The sequence below is a fragment of the Streptomyces sp. TSRI0107 genome (assembly GCF_001905845.1).
In the GTDB taxonomy this organism is placed as follows: Bacteria; Actinomycetota; Actinomycetes; order Streptomycetales; family Streptomycetaceae; genus Streptomyces.
The window spans coordinates 577,954-598,638 of sequence record NZ_LIVZ01000007.1 but is presented as its reverse complement, the minus strand read 5'-3'; the positions used below and the strand labels follow the sequence as shown (position 1 = coordinate 598,638).

17 protein-coding genes and 1 pseudogene are annotated in these 20,685 nt (G+C 71.3%); 8 read left to right on the top strand and 10 right to left on the bottom strand.

Annotated elements, in window-relative coordinates:
• The first annotated feature begins 33 nt into the window (after nt 1-33).
• The 7 genes from AMK31_RS22015 (at nt 34) to AMK31_RS21985 (ending at nt 8,295) form a co-directional block, all read left to right on the top strand.
• Entirely contained in the window at nt 34-2,022 is a 1,989-nt protein-coding gene (locus tag AMK31_RS22015; RefSeq protein WP_073942295.1) for a pectinesterase family protein, read from the top strand.
• Between the two features lie 48 nt (nt 2,023-2,070).
• Nucleotides 2,071-3,414 (top strand): ABC transporter substrate-binding protein, encoded by a 1,344-nt coding sequence (locus AMK31_RS22010; protein WP_073942294.1) that lies wholly within the window; start codon nt 2,071-2,073, stop codon nt 3,412-3,414.
• A gap of 114 nt (nt 3,415-3,528) precedes the next feature.
• Nucleotides 3,529-4,329: a rhamnogalacturonan acetylesterase gene (locus tag AMK31_RS22005; RefSeq protein ID WP_073942293.1), complete on the top strand. Its 801-nt coding sequence runs from the start codon at nt 3,529-3,531 to the stop codon at nt 4,327-4,329.
• A 31-nt stretch (nt 4,330-4,360) separates the two neighbouring features.
• Entirely contained in the window at nt 4,361-5,689 is a 1,329-nt protein-coding gene (locus tag AMK31_RS22000) for a pectate lyase family protein (RefSeq protein ID WP_073942292.1), read from the top strand.
• Between the two features lie 77 nt (nt 5,690-5,766).
• Nucleotides 5,767-6,882 carry a pectinesterase family protein gene (locus AMK31_RS21995; protein ID WP_073942291.1) on the top strand — a complete coding sequence of 372 codons (1,116 nt, stop codon included), beginning with the start codon at nt 5,767-5,769 and terminating at the stop codon, nt 6,880-6,882.
• A 20-nt stretch (nt 6,883-6,902) separates the two neighbouring features.
• Entirely contained in the window at nt 6,903-7,148 is a 246-nt protein-coding gene (locus AMK31_RS21990; RefSeq protein WP_241842691.1) for a hypothetical protein, read from the top strand.
• Nucleotides 7,141-8,295, top strand: a complete 1,155-nt coding sequence (locus AMK31_RS21985) for a dienelactone hydrolase family protein (protein ID WP_073942290.1) — start codon at nt 7,141-7,143, stop codon at nt 8,293-8,295. Before AMK31_RS21990 ends, AMK31_RS21985 begins: the two co-directional genes overlap by 8 nt.
• A 22-nt stretch (nt 8,296-8,317) precedes the next feature.
• Here the strand turns inward: AMK31_RS21985 and AMK31_RS21980 are convergent, their stop codons facing one another.
• The 4 genes from AMK31_RS21980 to AMK31_RS21960 form a co-directional block, all read right to left on the bottom strand.
• Complete coding sequence (locus AMK31_RS21980; protein ID WP_073942289.1) at nt 8,318-10,516, bottom strand: family 43 glycosylhydrolase; 2,199 nt, start codon at nt 10,514-10,516, stop codon at nt 8,318-8,320.
• Nucleotides 10,517-10,697: 181 nt separating this feature from the next.
• Nucleotides 10,698-11,531 (bottom strand): pectate lyase, encoded by an 834-nt coding sequence (locus AMK31_RS21975; protein WP_073942288.1) that lies wholly within the window; start codon nt 11,529-11,531, stop codon nt 10,698-10,700.
• Nucleotides 11,532-11,836: 305 nt separating this feature from the next.
• Nucleotides 11,837-12,691: a hypothetical protein gene (locus tag AMK31_RS21965; protein ID WP_073942287.1), complete on the bottom strand. Its 855-nt coding sequence runs from the start codon at nt 12,689-12,691 to the stop codon at nt 11,837-11,839.
• Nucleotides 12,688-13,254 carry a SigE family RNA polymerase sigma factor gene (locus AMK31_RS21960; protein ID WP_073942286.1) on the bottom strand — a complete coding sequence of 189 codons (567 nt, stop codon included), beginning with the start codon at nt 13,252-13,254 and terminating at the stop codon, nt 12,688-12,690. Before AMK31_RS21960 ends, AMK31_RS21965 begins: the two co-directional genes overlap by 4 nt.
• Nucleotides 13,255-13,468: 214 nt before the next feature.
• On the opposite strand from AMK31_RS21960, the gene AMK31_RS21955 reads away from it, so the two are divergent.
• On the top strand, nt 13,469-14,869 hold the full coding sequence (locus tag AMK31_RS21955; protein WP_073942285.1) for an NCS2 family permease: 1,401 nt from the start codon (nt 13,469-13,471) through the stop codon (nt 14,867-14,869).
• Nucleotides 14,870-14,912: 43 nt separating this feature from the next.
• On the opposite strand, the gene AMK31_RS21950 is transcribed toward AMK31_RS21955, so the two are convergent.
• The 6 genes and pseudogenes from AMK31_RS21950 to AMK31_RS21925 all read right to left on the bottom strand — a co-directional run bounded on the left by AMK31_RS21950 (nt 14,913) and on the right by AMK31_RS21925 (nt 20,655).
• Complete coding sequence (locus AMK31_RS21950) at nt 14,913-16,364, bottom strand: peptidoglycan D,D-transpeptidase FtsI family protein (protein ID WP_073942284.1); 1,452 nt, start codon at nt 16,362-16,364, stop codon at nt 14,913-14,915.
• A gap of 97 nt (nt 16,365-16,461) precedes the next feature.
• The gene (locus AMK31_RS21945; RefSeq protein WP_073942283.1) at nt 16,462-17,127 is read right to left on the bottom strand and encodes a response regulator transcription factor; all 666 of its coding nucleotides are present in this window, start codon (nt 17,125-17,127) and stop codon (nt 16,462-16,464) included.
• Nucleotides 17,124-18,389 carry a sensor histidine kinase gene (locus AMK31_RS21940; RefSeq protein WP_073942282.1) on the bottom strand — a complete coding sequence of 422 codons (1,266 nt, stop codon included), beginning with the start codon at nt 18,387-18,389 and terminating at the stop codon, nt 17,124-17,126. Before AMK31_RS21940 ends, AMK31_RS21945 begins: the two co-directional genes overlap by 4 nt.
• Nucleotides 18,386-19,411 carry a hypothetical protein gene (locus tag AMK31_RS21935; RefSeq protein ID WP_073942281.1) on the bottom strand — a complete coding sequence of 342 codons (1,026 nt, stop codon included), beginning with the start codon at nt 19,409-19,411 and terminating at the stop codon, nt 18,386-18,388. The genes AMK31_RS21940 and AMK31_RS21935 overlap by 4 nt, the downstream gene beginning before the upstream one ends.
• Nucleotides 19,412-19,509: 98 nt before the next feature.
• Nucleotides 19,510-19,879 (bottom strand): annotated as a pseudogene (locus AMK31_RS41620) (GNAT family N-acetyltransferase).
• A 2-nt stretch (nt 19,880-19,881) separates the two neighbouring features.
• Nucleotides 19,882-20,655 carry an IclR family transcriptional regulator gene (locus tag AMK31_RS21925; RefSeq protein WP_073942280.1) on the bottom strand — a complete coding sequence of 258 codons (774 nt, stop codon included), beginning with the start codon at nt 20,653-20,655 and terminating at the stop codon, nt 19,882-19,884.
• Nucleotides 20,656-20,685 lie beyond the last annotated feature (30 nt).

Sequence of the window (20,685 nt, the reverse complement as noted above, 5' to 3'; positions counted from 1 at the left end):
CTCACCTCATCCGTAAGCCTGTTGGGAGCCGCAATGACGTACCCCCATGGCAAGCGCTTGTCGAGACCTGGGCACGGCAAGGTGGTGGCCGCCGTCGTCGGCCTCGTCACCGCGCTGGGCCTCGGATCCCTCGGGGAGGCCCACGCCGCCCCGCCCACGACTGAGGCGGGGACCGCGTCCCCGTCCCGCTGGACCGACCGCCCGCACGGGTTCGCCTCCCTCGCCGGCGGCACCTCCGGAGGCGCCGGGGGCAAGGTCGTCACCGTCACCGACCAGGCCGCGCTGGCGAAGTACGCCGCCGCACCCGAGCCGTACGTCATCCGGGTCGAGGGCAGCATCACCGCGCAGCCGTTCGGCGCGAGCATCGAGGTCGCCTCCGACAAGACCATCGTCGGCGTCGGGGCGACCGGCGAGCTGGTGCAGGGCGAGTTCCATCTCGGCCCCGGCACCCACAACGTGATCATCCGCAATCTGACGATCCGCGACTCGGCCGTCGAGGGCGACTGGGACTGCAAGGACACCGACTTCGACGGCATCCAGATGGACACCGTCCACCACGTCTGGGTCGACCACAACCGCTTCTCGAACATCTGCGACGGGCAGCTCGACGTCCGCAAGGACAGCGAGTACGTGACCGTCTCCTACAACCGGTTCGAGAACAACAACAAGACGTTCGGCCTGGGCTGGACCACCAACGTCAAGACGCAGATCACCATCGACCACAACTGGTTCCGGAACACCAAGCAGCGCAACCCGTCGGTCGACAACGCCGCCTACGCGCACCTGTACAACAACTACCTGACGGCGCAGACGGACCCCGGCGATCCCGTGTGGACGTACGGGAACTGGTCACGCGGCAAGACGAAAATGGTCATCGAGAACTCGTACTACGAGGACGTCCAGCACCCGTACCAGGCCGACGCGACGGCCGAACTGGTGCAGCGCGGGTCCGTCCTGAAGAACACCACCGGGCGCCACGACACATGGGGCACGGCCTTCGACCCGCGGGACTTCTACGCCTACCGGCTGGATCCGGCGGCCGCCGTGCCGGCCCTCGTGAAGCGTTTCTCCGGGCCGCAGAAGCAGATCGGCACCGTGCTGCACGTCCCCGCGGACCATCCGACCGTGCAGGCCGCCGTGGACGCCGTGCCGGACGGCAACGACGTCCCGGTGACGATCGCCGTCGCGCCCGGCACCTACCGTGCCAAGGTCCACATTCCCGCGACCAAGCCGAACATCGTGCTGCAGGGGACTGGACAGGACCGCTCCGACACCGTCATCGTCTACGACACGCCCGCCGCGTACGGCGGCTCCACCGGGAGCGCGACCGTACGGATCGCGGCCAGTGACGTCACGGCGCGCAACCTCACCTTCAGCAACGACTTCGACGAGGCCGCGCACGAGCTGAACGGCGAGCAGGCGCTGGCGGTGAAGACGACCGGCGACCGGATCGTCTTCGAGGACACCGCCTTCCTGGGCAACCAGGACACCCTGATGACCGACAGCCCCAAGCTGACCACCGTCAGCCGGGTCTACATCCGCGACTCCTACATCGAGGGCGACGTCGACTTCGTCTACGGGCGGGCGACCACGGTGATCGAACGGTCGGTGATCCGCGCGCTGAGCCGTGGGTCCGAGACCAACAACGGGTACGTCACGGCCGCCTCGACCTGGAAGGGCAACCCGTACGGGTTCCTGATCACCGGGTCGAGGATCGTGAGCGACGCGCCGGCCGGCAGCTACCACCTGGGCCGGCCCTGGCACCCGGGCGGCGAGCCGGACGCGGTCGCCCAGGTGCTGATCCGCGACACCGAGCTGCCCGCCGCGGTCAAGGCCTCCCCGTGGACCGACATGAGCGGCTTCTCGTGGAAGGACGCCCGGTTCGCCGAGTACCGCAATCACGGGCCGGGGGCCGCGGTCACCGCGGACCGGCCGCAGATGAGCGACGCGGAGGCGAGGACGCACACCGTCGCCGACTACCTCGAGGGCGCGGACGGCTGGGCGCCGTACGCCCGTCACTGACCCCCACAACTTCATATCTCCGCTCAATCCGAAGAAGAGAGCCGACCAATGAAGATCAGCATCCGCAGAAGCCGGCGCGCCGCCATCGCCGTCACCCTGGGCTCCGTTCTCGCGCTCACCGCCACCGCCTGCGGCGACGACGGCAGCGGTGGGGGCGGCGGCCAGGGCTCCGAGGGCAGCGGCAAGGGCAAGATCGTCTTCTGGGACAACAACGGCGGTGTCCGCACCGACATCTGGAAGGAGGTCATCGCCGACTTCGAGAAGGCCAACCCGGACATCGACGTCGAGTACGTCGGCATCTCCTCCACCGAGTACCAGTCCAAGGTCGACACCGCCATCCAGGGCGGCGGCCTGCCGGACGTCGGCGGTGTCGGCGCGGCGATGCTCGCCGGCTTCTCCGCGCAGGACGCCCTGGAGCCGCTGGACGACCGGCTCGCCAAGTCCGAGCTGAACGGCAAGCTCAACGAGGACATGGTCGAGTCCATGAAGGCCGCGGGCGGCGGCGACGGCACGCTGTACTCGATCCCGACCTCCGCGAACAACGGTGTGCTGTACTACCGCACCGACCTGTTCAAGAAGGCGGGCCTGGAGGACCCGACCACCTGGGACGCCTTCTTCGAGGCGGCGGACGAGCTGACCGCCGCGAAGAAGAACGAGTTCGGCTACACCATCCGCGGCGGCGCCGGATCCATCGCGCAGGCCCTGGACGCGATGTACGGGCAGAGCGGGATCACCTCGTTCTGGAAGGGCGACAAGACCACCGTCAACGACCCGAAGAACGTCGAGGCGCTGGAGAAGTACGCGGGCCTGTACAAGAAGGTCACGCCGTCCGCCGACCTCAACAACGACTTCACGAAGATGGTCGCGCAGTGGGATTCCGGCACCATCGGAATGCTCAACCACAACCTGGGTTCGTACCAGGACCACGTGAAGGCGCTCGGGGCCGACAAGTTCCGCGGCATCCCGCAGCCGACCGGGCCCGGCGGCAAGCGGGTGCAGGTGTCCAACCCGGTGGACGGGCTGGGTCTGTTCAAGAGCTCCAAGAACAAGGAAGCCGCCTGGAAGTTCATCGAGTTCGCGCTCTCCCACGAGGAGAACTCCAAGTTCAACGAGTCGGCGGGGCAGGTGCCGGCGAACCTGGACGCGGCGAAGGACCCGTGGATCTCCGAGGCGGAGCCGACGAAGCTGGCCGCCGACGCGCTGAGTGACGGGTCCACGACCATCGTCCAGCTGCCGTACTACCTGCCGGACTGGAACACGATCTCCAAGGCCGACAACGAGCCGAACTTCCAGAAGGTGCTGCTGGGGGACATGTCCGCGAAGGACTTCCTGGACACGCTGGCCGAGCAGCTGAACGAGGCGCAGGCCGAGTGGAAGCAGCGGAACGGATAGTTCTGGGATTCGCCGTGGGACGGCCTGTGGTTCGCAGGCCGCGGGCCGTCCGTGGTTGTTCGCGCAGTTCTCCGCGCCCCTATTTGCCAACTCCCTGTTCTGGAAGGCACCGACGTGTCGATTTCTCGTAGACAGGTTGCATCGGCGGCGCTGGCCGCCGTTCCCCTCGCCCTTGCGGCGAACGGTACCGCTCAGGCCTCAGCCGGGCGGCGTCAGCGCACGATCTACATCGCCGGGGACTCCACCGCCGCGCAGAAGTACGCGGACGCGGCGCCGGAGACCGGGTGGGGGATGGCACTTCCCTTCTTTCTGCACAAGGACCGGCCCGTCGCCAATCACGCGGTGAACGGGCGGAGTTCGAAGAGTTTCGTCGACGAGGGCCGGCTGGACGTGATCCTCGGGGAGATCCGGCCCGGCGACTTCCTGATCGTCCAGTTCGCGCACAACGACGAGAAGAGCGGCGACCCCGCCAGGTACACCGAGCCCTGGACGACGTACCAGGACCACCTGCGGCTGTACATCGACGGGGCGCGGGCCCGGGGTGCCCGGCCCGTGCTGGCCACCGCCGTGGAGCGGCGGCGGTTCGACGCGGCGGGCAACGCCCTGCCGAGCCACGGCGACTATCCGGCGGCGATGCGCGCCCTGGCCGGGGAGGAGGGCGTGGCGCTGCTGGACGTGCAGGCGCTGTCGCTCGCGCTGTGGCAGGAGCTGGGCGTCGAGGAGACGAAGAAGTACTTCAACTGGACGGCGACCGAGCAGGACAACACGCACTTCAACCCGCCGGGCGCGATCGCCGTGGCGCGGCTGGTGGTGCGGGAGCTGCTGCGGACGCGGGTGCTGGGCCCGCGGGACGTGCGCAGGGTCGAGGACGAGATCCCGGAGTCCTGGATCACCTGGCCGCCGGCCGCCGCGTAATCCATCCGATCGCAGGAGAGAGAGCCGCACGATGAACAGCCGCACAGTGCACGGACAGAAATGGCATGGGCATGCCACAGCGAAGGCGGTCGCGCTGACCGGCTGTGCCGCCCTGGTCCTCGGTGTCACCGGGACCGCCACCGCCCACGCCGGATCCCGGGACCTCGGCCGCGAGGTGCTGCCCGCCGGGGACGGATGGGCCTCCGAGGGGGCGGGCACGACCGGCGGGTCGGCCGCCGACGCCGAGCACGTCTACACCGTGACCACCTGGGCCGAGTTCAAGCAGGCGCTCGCCGACGGAGGCGGCGCGCCCAAGATCATCAAGGTCGTGGGAACGATCGACGCCGTGTCCGAGGGCTGCGACGCCTTCGCGGCGGACGGCTACGACTTCCAGCAGTACCTCGCCGACTACGACCCCGCCGTCTGGGGCCACGACACCCCCGTCAGCGGCGAGCAGGAGGAGCTGCGGGCCGCGTCCGCCGCCGAGCAGGACAAGGCCATCAAGGCGAACATCCCCGCCAACACCACCATCGTCGGCGTCGGCCGCGACGCCGCGATCCTCGGCGGCAGCCTGCAGATCAAGGGCGTCGACAACGTCATCGTCCGCAACCTCACCATCGAGGCCCCGGTCGACTGCTTCCCGCAGTGGGACCCGACCGACGACAACAAGACCGGCGCCTGGAACTCCGAGTACGACGGCGTCGTGGTCTACGGCTCCACCCATGTGTGGATCGACCACAACACGCTCACCGACGGCCGCCACCCCGACAGCTCCCTGCCGGCCTACTTCGGCAAGGTCTACCAGCAGCACGACGGGCTGGTCGACGTGGTGCGCGGCGGCGACCTCGTCACCGTGTCGTGGAACTCCTTCAAGGACCACGACAAGACCATGCTCATCGGCAACAGCGACGGGGCCGGCGCCACCGACACCGGCAAGCTGCGGGTCACCCTGCACCACAACCGCTTCGAGGGCATCGTCGAGCGGGCGCCGCGCGTCCGGTTCGGCCAGGTCGACTCGTACAACAACCACTTCGTGGTGACCAAGGACCAGAAGTTCGGCTACGTCTTCGGCATCGGCGCGGGCTCCCGGCTGCACGCCACCCACAACGCCTTCACCCTGGCCAAGGGCGTCAGCACCGGCAAGGTGCTGAAGAAGTGGAACGAGGCGCCGCTCACCGCCGAGAACAACTACGTCAACGGCAGGCTCACCGACCTGATCGCCGTGCACAACGCGGAGGTCCCCGCCGAGACCCTCCAGTCCGGCGCCGGCTGGACGCCGGCCCTGCGCACCAGGGTCGACCACCCCCGGGCCGTCCCCGGCATCGTCGACCACCGCGCGGGCGCCGGACGCCTCCGCTGACGACCTCCCGCTCGACGGGGCCGGGGCGCGCCGCCGCCCCGGCCCCCGAACGGGCCGTATCCCGAAGGAGCACCCGCATGCCCTCGCCCCACCTCCGCTCCCCCCTGTCCAGAAGGGGATTCCTCACGGCGGGCGCCGGCGCGGGCGCCGCGCTCGGCCTGACCGCGCTGCCCGCGCGGGCCGCCGGCGGGCCCCGCCCGTTCGGCCGGTACGGCTCCCCGGCCGCCCGGCTCACCCCGGCCACCCTCTACGTCGACCCGCAGGGCCGGGGCGACTTCACCACCGTGCAGGCCGCCGTGACCGCCGCCACCGGCAGCGGCCGCACCCTCGTCCTCGCGCCCGGCACCTACCGCGAGACGGTCTCCGTCGACGCCACCCGCACCGGGATGACGTGGATCGGCGCCGGTGACGACCCGCGCGACGTGGTCGTCGTCTTCGACAACGCGGCCGGCACCCCCAAGCCCGGCGGAGGCACGTACGGCACCACCGGATCGGCCACCACGACCGTACGGGCCGACGACTTCACCGCCCACCGCATCACCTTCGCCAACGACTGGCTGCGTGCCGACCACCCGGACATCACCGGCACCCAGGCCGTCGCGATCAAGGTGATGGGCGACCGCTCCGCCTTCCACCACTGCCGCTTCCTCGGCCACCAGGACACCCTGTACGCCGACACGAACGCGCTCACCGTCTTCGCCCGCCAGTACTTCCACCGCTGCTACGTCGAGGGCGACGTCGACTTCGTCTTCGGCCGGGCCACCGCCGTCTTCGAGCACTGCCACTTCCGCACCCTCGACCGCACCGACCTGGCCGCCGCCCCGTACGGCTTCGTCCTCGCCCCCTCGACGGCGGGCGCCAACCCGCTCGGCTACCTGGTGACCCGGAGCCGGATCACCAGCGAGGCCCCGGACGGCCACTACAAGCTGGCCCGCCCCTGGGTGCCCAGCTCCGACCCCACCGCCCGGCCCTCCCTCGTCGTCCGGGACACCTGGCTCGGCCCCGGCATCGACGCGGCCGCGCCGTACACCAACATGTCGGACGCCTTCCCCTGGCAGAACCAGCGGTTCGCCGAGTACCGCAACACGGGCCCCGGCTCCCGCGTCACCGTCCCCGGGAACCGGCCCCAGCTCACCCCCGAGCAGGCCCGTTCGGCGACCCGCGCCGCCTACCTCGGCGACTGGCGGCCCTGAAAGGAGGCGGAGTGCTGAGCATGCGGCGACGCACCCTCCTCACCGGCCTTGCCGTCGCGGCCTACGGCGGCACGCACTTCCACGACACCGGGTCCTGGTTCAACGGCCGCCCGGCCCGCCTGGACGAGGTGGCGAGCGGCCTCGGCCTGTCCGACGGCGTCGGCCGGCACCCCGCCGGCGCCTACCCCTACCGGTCCCTCACCTCCCCGGCGGCCGTCGAGCACCACGTGCTGCGGCACGCGGGCGCCGGGAGGCCCCATGCCTGAGCCGCCGGCCCGCCGGGCCTTCGTCACCGGAGCCGCCGCCGCGGCGCTCACGGCGGGGGGCCCGGGCACCGCCGGCGCCGCCGACCTCGTGGGCGGCAACCTGCCCGACTTCCACCAGGCCCTCAAGGACGAGCTGACCTTCCCGCTCGCCTGGGGCACGTCACCCGTCCGCGACTTCCGGACCTGGCGGCGGGCGGCCCGCGCGGTCGTCGAGGACCACCTGCTCGTCGGACGGCAGGAAGGCACGCCGTACGCCCCCGAGTACGGCGAGCGGGTCCGGGCCGACGGCTACATCCGGGAGACGGTGACCCTCTCCCTCACCCGCTACGAACGCGTGCGCGGCGCCCTGCTCATCCCGCACGGCACCGGCCCGTTCCCGGCGGTGCTGCTGCTGCACGACCACGGGGCGAAGTTCGACATCGGCAAGGAGAAACTGGTCCGGCCCTGGTACGACGACACCCGGTCGGCCTCCGCGCAGGCCTGGGCGGACCGGTACTTCAGCGGCCGGTTCGTCGGCGACGAGCTGGCCCGGCGCGGCTACGTCGTGCTCTGCCTGGACGCGCTCGGCTGGGGCGACCGCGGACCGCTCGCCCACGAACAGCAGCAGGCCCTGGCCTCCAACCTGTACAACCTGGGCTCCTCCCTCGCCGGCCTGACGGCCCGGGAGGACGCCCGCGCCGCCGCCTTCCTCGCCGGGCTCGACCGGGTGGACGCCCGCCGGGTGGGCGCCCTCGGCTTCTCCATGGGCGCCTACCGGGCCTGGCAGACGGCCGCGCTCAGCGACGACGTCGCCGCCGCGGCGAGCGTGTGCTGGATGACCGGCCTGAGGGAGATGATGGTCCCCGGCAACAACACCCTGCGCGGGCAGTCGTCGTACTACATGCTCCACCCCGGGCTCGCCCGCCACCTCGACATCCCCGACGTGGCGAGCATCGCCGCGCCCAGGCCGATGCTCTTCTTCCACGGCGCCCTGGACACCCTCTTCCCCGCCGACGGCGTACGGGCGGCCCAGGACAGGCTGCGCGCCGTCTGGCGCTCGCGCCGCGCCGAGGAGCGGCTGGTGCTGAGGACATGGCCGGACCTCGGCCATGTCTTCGTCGACCGCATGCAGGACGAGGTCTTCGCCTGGTTCGACGCCGTCCTGTGAGGCGGGTGTCCGGGTGTGAGGCCTACCGCCGTACCGGGCGGATCGACTCCAGGGTCGGCACCACCGGCTCGATCGTCCCGTCGGCCGCGAAGGCCAGACGGTCGATCGTGGTCTCCCGGTGGGTACCGTCCCCGCCCGGACGGCCGGGGCCGTTCAGGCCGAAGCGGTGGTAGACGACGTACCAGTCGTCCGTGCCGGGCGTGTTCACCACCGAGTGGTGGCCGGTGCCGAGGATGCCGTACTCCGGGCGCTTGGCGAGGATCGTGCCCCGCTTCGTCCACGGGCCGAGCGGGCTCGGACCGGTCGCGTAGGCCACGTGGTAGTTCTCGCTGCGGGTGTCGTCCTCGGACCACATGAAGTAGTACGTGCCCTGCCGTTTCACCACGAACGAGCCCTCACGGAAGTCCGCGGGGGTGATGTCCTTCACCCGCGTGCCGTCGAAGGAGACCATGTCGTCGTTCAGCGGGACGGCATAGCCGCGGCCGTTGCCCCAGTAGAGATACGACGTGCCGTCGTCGTCCGTGAACACGGCCGGGTCGATCATCTGCCCGGTGAACTGGGTCCTCCCGATCAGCGGCTTGCCGAGCGCGTCCTTGAAGGGGCCCGCCGGGTTGTCGGCGACGGCGACGCCGATCTGCTGCTCGGCGCAGAAGTAGAAGTAGTACCTGCCGTCCTTCTCGGCTGTCGCCGGTGCCCAGGCGTTCTTGTCGGCCCAGCTCACGTCCGGGCCCAGGTCGAGGATCACGCCGTGGTCCTCCCAGTGGACCAGGTCCTCGGAGGAGAACGCCTTGAACCGCGTGCCGCCCCAGCCGCGGAAGCCGTCCGTCGTCGGGTAGATCCAGTAACGGCCGTCCATGTGACGGATGTCGGGGTCGGCGTACAGGCCGGGCAGGACGGGGCTGCGGGTGGGCACCGCCTCGACCGTCCAGGTGCGGGTGGTGCCGTCGGCCGCCGTCACCGTGTACGTCCGCGGGGTGCGGAAGTCCCGGCGCGTCCCGGACGGCGGGGTGAGCGTGGCGCCCGCGCCGACGGCGAACTCCGGGGCGAGATGCCGCAGGTCGGCGTTCGGCTTCATCGGCAGGACGACCTTCGAGGCGGCCTCGGTGACGACGGCGTACCCCTTCTGGCCCTTCGCCGTCACGTCCACGACCGAGGCGGGGGCCACCGGGTAGGCGGCCAGCAGCCGGTCGTACTCCTCCTGGGTCACCGGCAGGACCGTGCCGTGCCGGGGGCTCGCCGGGAGCTGGTAGCCGGTCGACGGGGTCCACTCGCCGGAGTCGAGGTCGGTGGTCTCGAAGGGGAGGTAGCCGCGGCCGCCGTACTCGTCGATGAAGAGGTACCACTTCTCCTCGGTGTTCGACTTGAACACGGTCGGGCCCTCGCCGCGGTCCATCGCACCGCTGCCGACGCAGTCCGCCACGAAGTCGTACGAGGTGTCGGTGAGGCTCGTCGACTTCTCCGCGGTGATGAACTTCGAGCACGGACTGGAACTGCTCGGGTCGCGTTCGTCCTTGGTGAAGCGGTGGTAGGTGCCCTCGTGCTCGACCACCGTGGAGTCGATCACCGAGTAGCCGGGGTCGTTCCATACCTTCGGCTCGCTGAAGGCGCGGAAGTCCTTCGTGGTGGCGTACAGCATCTTGTTGTACGTAGAGCCGGTGTGCTCCGGGTCGTCCTCGGCGTACAGCTTCGACGCCCAGAAGACGACGTACTCGCCGAGCGTGTCGTCCCAGTAGGCCTCCGGCGCCCAGGTGTTGCCCGCGGTGTCGGGGGAGACCTTCACCAGGCGCTGGTCGGTCCAGTGGACCAGGTCCGTCGACTCCCACACCACGATCGACTTGCTGCCGTGCCGCTGCACCTGGTCCCAGCTGCCGCTGGAACCCCGGTACATCCGCAGGTCGGTGGCGATCATGTAGAACCGGTCGCCCTCGGGGGAGCGGATCACGAACGGGTCGCGCAGGCCCTTCTCGCCGATGGTGGAGGTCAGGACCGGTTTTCCGGCGTTCAGCTCCCGCCAGTGCAGGGGGTCGTTGCCGCGGCTGAGGGCGTAGCGGATCTGCTCGCCGTCGGCGGTGCCCTCGCCGGTGAAGTAGGCGAAGAGGTAGCCGGCGTACCTGGGGGCTTTCACTGGGGGTGCTCCTGAGTGGGCGGTGCCCGGTGGGGCGGTCAGCAGGGCGAGGAGGAGGGCCAGGAAGGGGAGCAGGAGCGTGCGGGGGCGGCTCATGACACTCCCTGTGTGAGTGTGGGGGATTCTGTTGGAAGGCGTTGCCTTCGGAGTGTCACCGGTGGGGGACAGCGGGTCAATCGGTGCGGACGGGAGGGTAGGGAGCGAAAGTTTCGGACGCGACGGGAACGCCCCCGCCGGTCGTCACCGGCGGGGGCGTTCGGGGGCGCCTGGGCGCGGCCTACTCGTAGGTGAGGTCGGACGCCGTGTAACGGCAGTTGGTGCCGTCGGGGCCGGTGCCCAGCTCCTTGGGCTCGGCGCCCGTGCTGTTGCCCTGGAAACGGGTGCACGGCTTGATCTTCTTGCCGCTGTCGCCGTGGATGCGCACGTTGCGCAGGGCCGCCGTCTCGCCGAAGTTGGAGTTGATCCCGACGATCGACTTGCCGGGCGCGGTGACGTCGACGTCGTTGATGATCACCTGGCGGTTCTTGTACTGCGTCGAGCAGTTGCCGCAGGTGCGCACCAGCTTGCCGAAGTCCGAGACCTGGAACTTGGTCACGACCAGCTTGCCCGCGCCGTTGAACTGGAAGACCTTGTCGTCGGCCTTCCTCGCGCCGCCGCCGTGCACGGTGTAGACGGCCGAGGAGGACTTGCCCTTGAACGTGGCGGCGTCCTCGCCGACGTCCTCCCACCAGACGTTCTGCAGCGTGCAGCTGCCCTGGCAGTGGATGCCGTCGGCGGCGGGGGAGCCCAGGATGACGTTCTTCAGGACCGCGCCGTCGGCGAGCTTGAAGATCGGGTCCTGGCCCTCGTCCTGGCCGGTGCCGCCCAGTTCACCGCTGCCGTGGAAGCGCTTGTAGCCGCCGTCGTAGGTGCCGGAGACGGAGATCGTGCTGCTGACGGCCTTGGTGCCCTTGGCCGTCGGCCAGGAGGAGGCGGCGCCCGCGGAGGACAGCATCGTCGTGGTGACGATCGCCGTCCCGGTGATGCCGAGAGCGGCGGCGCCGGCGATCACCGCCCGTCGTCTGGTGACGCGGCGGCGGTGGCGGACGCGCTGTTCGGCTCGTGCTGTCATGCCCATTCCTTGCGTGGGAGGGGATCCTTGCGTCTCCTGGTCGCCACCGGTGAGGAAAGGGTTGCCGCGTCTTCGGATCTTTTTCCCGACGCCCGTCGGGAGTCGCCGTCGCCGGACTCCTAGGCTCTGTCGTTTGGGTCAGCCCGGCTGTGAGGGACGGTGCGTCCTGGCCGAGTCGAGCGGGGTCTGGTGCGTGCAGCTGCAAGGCGGAGGAGGGAGTCGACGCGGCGCGTCGGCGACTGACGACAACGCGGCAGATGTGCGTGCCAGACCCTGCGACGCCGGGATGATCCAAACGACAGGGCCTAGTCCTCGTCGCGCGGTGCGAAGTCGCCCGCCACCGCCAGGTCCTCCGACCCCGTGCGGGCCGTCGCCGCGTAGCCGTCGTCCTTGGCGTCGCGGCCGCCGCGCTCGTGGTCGTACTGCCCCGCGAACACCCAGGTGCCCGCCGGGACCGTACGGCCCTCCCTCAGCCGCCAGGTGTAGACGAGGAAGCCGTCCCGCTCGCCGACGGTCAGCTCGAAGTCGTCCTCGGGCAGCGAGCGCCAGGCACCCGTGGAGGACACCCCGCCGGTCTGCGCCACCGTCAGCTCCACGGTGAGCGCCGTCAGCTGCTCGGTGGTCTTCAGGGTGACGTTGCTCTGCGCCCAGAACTCGTTGCTGTGCGGGTCGACCGAGCCGTCCGACCACAGCGGGCCGTCCTCCACCTCCGCGCCGGCGGGCGGCCGGGCGGGCGTGGCGGCCGGCGGGGTGGCGGGCGGTGCCGACGACGGCGCGCTCGGCGACTCCCGCCGGGTGGGCGGGGCGCTCGGCGACGGGTCCACCGGGAAGGCGGGCGGCCTGCCGGTCGCCTCCGGCGACGGCGTGGGCGTCGCGGTGACCGCGACCGTGCCCTGCGGGGGAGCGTCGTCCGACTTCACGGCGGACGCCACCGCGTACCCGCCGACGGCGAGCACCCCGGCGACGGCGGCCGTGGCCCCCGCCACCCGCAGCCAGCCGAACACCGGCGGCAGCGTGGCCCGACGACCGGACGGCCGGGCCTCCTCGGCCATGCCGCGCTCGATCCGGGCCAGCATGCGGGCCCGGTCCGGCCGGTGCGCCTCGGCCGCCTCGTGCAGCCGGGCGCGCAGCTCGTCGTGCACGTCCCGCTGCATCGTCATCGGTCCCTTCCCGCGGCCTGGCCGGTGCGCGCCATCGCGGCACGCACCCTCTGCGGAGCCTGCTGTGTGCCGAGCAGTCTTTGCAACTCGGCCATTCCCTTGGAGGTCTGGCTCTTCACCGTACCCACCGACACCCCGAGGGCGAGCGCGGTGTCCTTCTCCGACAGGTCGAAGGCGTGCCGCAGCACCACACAGGCCCGTTTGCGGAACGGCAGCCTGCGCAGCGCTTCCTGGACGTCGACGACGCCCGCCACGTCCGGGTTCTCGGTCTTCTCCTCGCGCTGCGACCAGAACAGGGAGATCCGGCGCCGCTCGCGCACCGCGGTCCGGATCCGGGTGCGGGCCAGGTTGGCGACCACGCCGCGCGCGTACGCCGCCGGATGGTCGGCCGCGCGCACCCGGTCCCAGCGGTGCCACAGGGCCAGCAGCGCGTCCGCCGCGAGGTCGTCGGCGGCGTCCGACTCGCCGGTCAACAGGTGGGCGAGGCGCGAGAGTTCGGCGTAGTGACGCTCGAAGAAGGCATGGAACTCCACGGAGGCGGCGTCGTCGACGACTGTGCCCACGGGCGGTCTCTCCTCGCAGCGATTCCCCAGCGTCGAACAGCCGTACGCCAGGACGGGATCGGGAACTGTACCAGCGAGACGTACGAGGTTTCGAATGCCGTATGGCCGACCGAACTTGATTCCGTAACACGGAGAAAACCTGAAGACGGTTCAGCGCGGGAACAATCCAGCCAGCATCCGCGCCCGATCAAGAAGCCGTCGAGGAGTGTCCGCCATGTTCGAAAGGTTCTTCAGGGTCTCCGAGAGGGGATCCACCATCGGCCGGGAGATACGCGGCGGCTTCGCCACGTTCTTCACGATGGCCTACATCCTCGTCCTCAACCCCATCATCCTGGGCACGGCGAAGGACGCGAACGGCGAACTGCTCGACCCCGTCCAACTCACCACCGCCACCGCCCTGGTGGCCGCGGTCATGACCGTCGTCATGGGCATCGGCGGCAACCTGCCGCTCGCGCTCGCCGCCGGACTCGGCCTCAACGCCGTCGTCGCCTTCCAGATCGCCCCGCTGATGAGCTGGGACGACGCGATGGGCCTGGTCGTCCTCGAAGGCCTGCTGATCTGTGTGCTGGTGCTGACCGGGCTGCGGGAGGCCGTCATGCACGCCATCCCGCAGCCGCTCAAGCAGGCCATCAGCGTCGGCATCGGCCTGTTCATCGCGTTCATCGGCTTCGTCGACGCCGGCTTCGTCAGCCGCATCCCCGACGCCGCGAACACCACCGTGCCGGTTCAGCTCGGCGGCACCGGCACCCTCGCCGGGTGGCCGGTCCTCGTCTTCTGCCTCGGTGTGCTGCTGACCATCGGACTGCTCGCCCGCAAGGTCAAGGGCGCGATACTCATCAGCATCGTCACCATGACGATCGTCGCGATCGCCGTCAACGCGCTCGCCGACGTCGAGAGCTGGGGCCTGACCACGCCCGAGTGGCCCGAAGAGGTGCTGGACAGCCCCGACTTCGGACTCGTCGGCGACTTCAGCCTGTTCGGCGCGTTCAGCGCGCCCGAGGTCGGTGTCGTCACCGTGATCCTGCTCATCTTCACGCTGGTCCTGTCCGACTTCTTCGACACCATGGGCACCGTCGTCGGCATCAGCACCGAGGCCGGACTGCTCGACGAGGACGGCAAGGTGCCCGGCCTCAGCCGGGTGCTGCTCATCGACGGCGCCGCGGCCGTCGCGGGCGGCGCGGCCTCCGCCTCCTCGGCGACCTCCTACATCGAGTCGGCCGCCGGTGTCGGCGAGGGCGCCCGCACCGGCCTCGCCAACCTCGTCACCGGCGGCCTGTTCGCCCTCGCCCTCTTCTTCACCCCGCTGCTCACCATCGTCCCGCTCCAGGCGGCGGCACCGGCCCTGGTCGCCGTCGGCTTCCTGATGATGACGCAGGTCAAGCAGATCGACTGGGACAGGTACGAGATCGCGATCCCCGCGTTCCTCACCATCGCCGTGATGCCGTTCACGTACTCCATCACCAACGGCATCGGCGCGGGCTTCCTCGCCTACGTCGTGATCAAGGCGGTGCTGGGCCGGGCGAAGGAGGTCCACTGGCTGCTGTGGGGCACCTCGGCGCTGTTCCTGGTGTACTTCGCGATCGATCCGATCGAGCAGCTGCTGGGCGTGAAGTAGGGCGCGGGGCGCCCCGGGGCCTCCCCGGGGTGCCCGTCGTCCCTCAGTCCTTCAGCGCCGCCTCCATCACCGCCTTGGCCACCGGCGCGGCCAGACCGTTGCCGCTGACCTCGGAGCGCGCCGCGTCCGACTGCTCGACCACGACCGCCACGGCGACCTCGCGGTCCGAGCTGTCGGACTTGGCGTACGAGGTGAACCAGGCGTACGGCGTCTTGCTGTTGTTCTCGCCGTGCTGGGCCGTGCCCGTCTTGCCGCCGACGGTGGCGCCGGAGATCTGCGCGTTCGACCCCGTGCCCTCCTCGACCACCGTCTGCATCGCCGACTGGAGCTGCTCGGCGGTGTCGGAGCTGACGATCTCCTCGGCGGAGGCGTTGTCGTCGTAGTCCTCCAGCACACCGCCGCCGTGGTCGGTGATCTGCGACACCATGTGCGGCTCGACCAGCTTGCCGCCGTTGGCGATGGCCGCCGACACCATGGCGATCTGGAGCGGGGTCGCGGTGACGTCGAACTGGCCGATGCCGGACAGCGCGGTCTGCGGCTCGTCCATGTCCTTCGGGTACACGCTCTCGTACGCGCGCACCGGCACGTCCTGCTCGTCGTCGTTGAAGCCGAACTTCTCCGCCATCGCGCGGACCTTGTCCTGGCCGAGGTCGACGGCCATCTTGCCGAAGACGTTGTTGCAGGAGTACTGGAGCGCCACCCGGATCGAGGCGTTCTCGCAGGGCGCGTTCGGGTTCTCGTTGGTGAGGTCGTCGGAGGACAGCGGCAGGTCGTACGGGTCGGGGCTGTCCGTGCGCTCGTCCACCGACGAGACCAGCCCGTCCTCCAGCGCGGCCGCCGCCACCACCAGCTTGAAGGTGGAACCCGGCGGCAGCGGCTGGCGCAGCGCCCGGTTGGTCATCGGCTTGTCGTCGTCCTCGGTGAGCTGCGTCCAGACCTCCGAGTTGCCCGCGGTGATCTTGGACGGGTCGTACGACGGGGTGGAGACGACGGCCAGGATCTTCCCGGTCGCCGGGTCGATCGCGACGGCTGCGCCCTTCTTGTCGCCCAGCGCCTCGTACGCCGCCCGCTGGACGGCCGGGTCGATCGTCGTGATCACATCACCCGGGTCGGCTCGCTTGTTGGTGACCGTGTCCAGCACGGTCTTCAGCCGGGTGTCCGTGCCGTCCAGCAGGTCCTGGTAGACGCCCTCCAGCTGGGTGGCGCCGTACACCTGCGAGCTGTAGCCGGTCACCGCCGCGTACAGCGCGCCGTCCTTGTACGTCCGCTTGTATCTGAGGTCGCCGCTCTTCGTGCGCGCCGAGCCGGTGACCGACTCCCCGGCCACGACGATGTTGCCTAGCGGCTCGCTGTACAGCTCGATCGCGTTCCGCCGGTTGTCCTTGTCGTCCGCGAGCGCCTGGCCTTGGTAGAACTGCACCCAGGTGGCCCTGACCAGCAGGGCCAGCACCAGGAGCAGCGCGAAGACCGACGCGTGCCTGATCGTCTTGTTCATCCCGCTCGGACAGACGAGCGGGACCGGCCGGAACGTTCCCTTCCGTCCGTTTTCTCATCGGCTCCTCAGAAAACTCCGGGACACCCTCCGGGCCGGCTCAGGGTTCGCCCCTCAGGAACCCCGCCTCGTACGCCGCGATCACCGCCTGCGTGCGGTCCCGGGCGCCGGTCTTCGCCAGGACGCCCGCCACGTGCGTCTTCACCGTCGCCGCGCCGACCGCCATCCGCACGGCGATCTCCGCGTTGGTCAGCCCCTCCGCCATGAACCGCAGCACCTCGCGCTCCCGCCCCGTGAGCCTCGCCACCCAGGCCGGAGGAGCGGGGCGGGCCCGCGCGTGCCGCACCGCGAGCGACCGTACGGCCGACGGGAACAGCAGGGTGTCGGTACGCGCCACCAGCCGCACCGCCTGCACCAGCGCCTCCGCGTCGGCCCGCTTCAGCAGGAACCCGGCGGCACCGGCGCGCAGGGCGTCGTACACGTACGAGTCGTTCTCGAAAGTCGTCACCACCACGATCCGGGGCGGCACGTCCACCGTGGCGAGGATCTGCTCGGTGGCCCGTATGCCGTCGATCTCCGGCATCCGCACGTCCATCAGGACGACGTCGGGCCGGCGGTCCCGGACCACCGACACCGCCTCGGCGCCGGTCGCGGCCTCGCCGACGACCTCCAGATCCGGTTCGGCGGAGAGGATGGCACGCAGCGCGGTACGGACCATCCGCTCGTCGTCGGCGAGGACGACACGCAGGGGGGTGGGGGCGGTCATACGGGTCCCTTCATCGGCAGACGTACGCGCAGTCTCCACACCCCGCCGGCCGGGCCCGCCTCGGAGGTGCCGCCCAGCAGCCGGGCCCGGTCCGCTATCCCGCGCAGACCGTGACCGCCGCCGGGCCGGCCGGGGGCGGGGCCGGTCAGCGGGTTCTCCACGCTGATCTCCAGCCGGCCCTCCGCCCGCGTCATCCCGAGCGCCACCCGCCCGCCGTCCCCGCCGTGCCGCAGGGCGTTGCTCAGCCCCTCCTGCACGATCCGGTACGCCTCCCGGGACAGCACCGGCGGCAGCGCGGCGGGGTCGACGGCCAGGTCGCAGCTCACCCGCAGACCGGCCGCGCGGGTGCGGCGCAGCAGACCGTCGAGATCAGCGTCCAGGGTGGGCGCGGGGGCCGTGCCGGGGGCGTCGCCGTCCCGCAGCACGCCCAGCACCGCGTCCAGCTCTCCCACCGTGCGCCGGGTGGTGTCCTCGATCGCGGCGAGCGCCTCACGGACGAACTCCGGGTCGCTGTCCAGCACCCGGCGGGCAGCGCTCGCCTGCAGGGTGACCGCGCTCAGCGCGTGGCCGACGGAGTCGTGCAGCTCGCGGGCGAGCCGGTTGCGCACCGCCAGGTCGGCTGCGCGCCGCTCGGCCGCCGCCAGCCGGTCCTCGGGGTCCGGCCCGAGCAGCGCGGGCGCCCAGCGGGCCAGCAACGCGCCGCTGCCGGCCGCGCAGGCCGCCAGCGCCAGCAGCGACGCGACGCCCGCGACCGGCGCGAGCGCCAGCACCCAGGTCTGGTCGAGGGATTCGGGGAGGTCGACCTGTTCGGCGCGGAACCTGGCGAGGGCGGGCAGCAGGATCAGGAAGGCGGCGAACGGCGGTACCGCCAGCGACATCCCGGAGATGATCCCGCCGAACCCGAGATGCAGGGTGAACCAGGCCGCCGTACGGCCCTTCGCGGCGCGGGTGCGGGCGGGGCCGTGGGCCAGCCGGTCCGGGTCCACACCGCACAGCGAGCGCACCGCACCGGACTCCAGCGGCCGGGTCAGCGGGAACAGCGAGGTGACGGCGGCGAGCGGCAGTCCCACGGCGAACGAGGCCAGCTGGAGGAACAGGTCCTGGAAGACGTACCGGGAGTCGGTCGCGGGTCCGACGATGAGCTGCCCGACGAACACGTACGGCATGGCGAGCGCGCCGCCGAGGATCAGATGGATCCAGCGGCGGCGCGCCCGCCGGCCGAACAGCGACCGGGCGAGGCGGACACCCCCCGGGCTGCTCACGCGGGCCGCTTGGCGGGCAGCGCCGAACGCTCGGCGAGGAAGTAGGCGCAGACGGAGGCCACCAGGATGCCGACGATCATCTGAGCAGAGTAGGTCAGGTGCATCACCGGCGTGGGCCGGTCGGCGGCGTCCGCCACCCCGGTCAGCGACGACAGGGTCATCCAGCCACCCCAGCAGGCGGTGGCGGCGGAGCCCACCCAGGCGAGGGCGAGGGGCACGGCGACCGGCAGCACCGGGCCGCGCCGGAAGGCGAGCAGCGCGCCGCCCGCCACGGCCACGGCGAGGAAACCGGTGGACGTGGCCTCGACGACCCGGAACCCGCTGCTCGCGTCGTCGGCGAGCCCCGCGCTGAGCCAGGACGTGCCGCCGCAGGCCCACAGCAGGTGCAGGGCGAAGGGCGGCACCGCGACGAGGGCCGCCGCGCACGCGGCGAGCCGCTGGGCGCCGCCGACCAGCCCGACGGGCAGCTCCCACACCAGGCCGCGCCACAGCCCGCCCCAGCGGTCCCGGGCGTAGAGCACGAACAGCGCGCCCAGGGACAGCCCTTGGACGATGAACCCCGTGTACACGACCCCGAACACCCAGGCGTCGAGGAACGGCTCGTCCGGCCCGGACCCGGTCGAGGCGCCGCCCAGCACGTCCACGAGCAGCTGGATCGGGAAGCCGGTCACGATCGGCGCGAGCAGCCCGGTAGCCACCCACACGGGCACGGCCAGCAGCCAGGCGGGCACCCGGCGCCCCCAGGGACGGGTCAGCAGCAGCGCCAGCACGATCACCGCGGCGTCCATCAGCACGGTCACCGCGTTCATCACCGCGACCGTCCCCCGGTGCTCCAGCAGCGAACTGCCCTCCGGGATCCCGATCCGGCTCCCCGCGATCCAGGCGACCTTGAGGCACAGATAGGGGGCGCAGGACAGGACGGCGACGCCGCGCAGCAGCCGGCGGGCGCGGGCGCGGGCGCGGGCGCGGCGGGCGGGATGGGCGGGGGCGGGCGGGGCCGTACGAACGAGTGGCTGCGTCATGAGTCCACGTTCCCGCGGGGCCGGGGGCGGGTACGTCCTGCCCGGCGACGATCCGGCTCCGCCGCGCGGGGGAGGCCCCCCTCACCCCTCCAGGGCCCTCACCCCTCCAGTCGCAGCACCACTTCCTCGATCTCCTCGCCCCGCGCGGGCGCGTACTGCTTCACCCGTGCCGTCTCCCGGAAGCCGCAGTGGTCCAGGACGCGCAGCGAGCCCGCGTTGTCGGCCGCCGCGCGGGCGTACAGGGGGCGTTCGGCAACCTCGGAGAGCAGGGCGTGCAGGGTCGAGCAGCACCGTACGGGCGTGCACGTCGGCCGAGGCGCGCAGCCGGCGCCAGTGGGCGTCGAAGGACTGCCGGTCGGCCGGGTCCACCGGGGTGAACGCGGCCATCCGCAGGGACTCGGGGTCGTTGAGCTGCCGGAAGAACACCGGCAGGTCGCTGTCGTGGACCGGGCGGAGCGCCACCTGCACCGTCAGAGCCTCCGTGTCGCCAGGGTCAGCCGGTCCCGGGCGTCGAACAGGGCGTCCTTCACCATCTGCTCGTGCGCGGGGGTCAGCCGGGCCACCGGGATGGAGCAGCTGATGGCGTCGCGGGCCGGGGTGCGGTAGGGGATCGCCACGCCGAAGCAGCGCAGCCCCAGCGTGTTCTCCTCGCGGTCGACGGCGTACCCCTGCTCACGCACCTGGTGCAGTTCCTCGATGAGCTTCTCCCGGTCGGTGATGGTGTTCTCGGTGAGGGCGGGCAGCGTCTCGGGGAGCATCTTGCGGACCTGTTCGTCGCTGTAGGTGCTCAGCAGCGCCTTGCCGAGGGAGGTCGAGTGCGCGGGGAGGCGGCGGCCGACCCGGGTGAACGGGCGCAGGTAGTGCTGGGACTGACGAGTGGCCAGATATACCACGTTGGTGCCGTCCAGGCGGGCCAGGTGGATGGTCTCGGTGGTGTCGTCGGAGAGCCGGTCCAGCGTCGGCCGGGCGACCGCGACGACCTCGTCGCCGTCGATGTACGAGGTGCCGACCAGCAGGGCGCGCACCCCTATCCCGTACCGGGTGCCGGTCGCGTCGGTCTCCACCCAGCCCAGTTCCACGAGCGTGCGCAGCAGCATGTACAGACTGGACTTGGGGTACCCGACGGCCTCCTGGACCGCCGCGAGGGAGTGCATGCCGGGCCGCCCGGCGAAGTACTCGAGGAGTTCGACGGTCCGCACCGCCGACTTGACCTGCGCCCCGCCGCCCGTCTCGCCTGCCGACATCGCCCTTGACCCCTTCGTTCGACGGGAAAT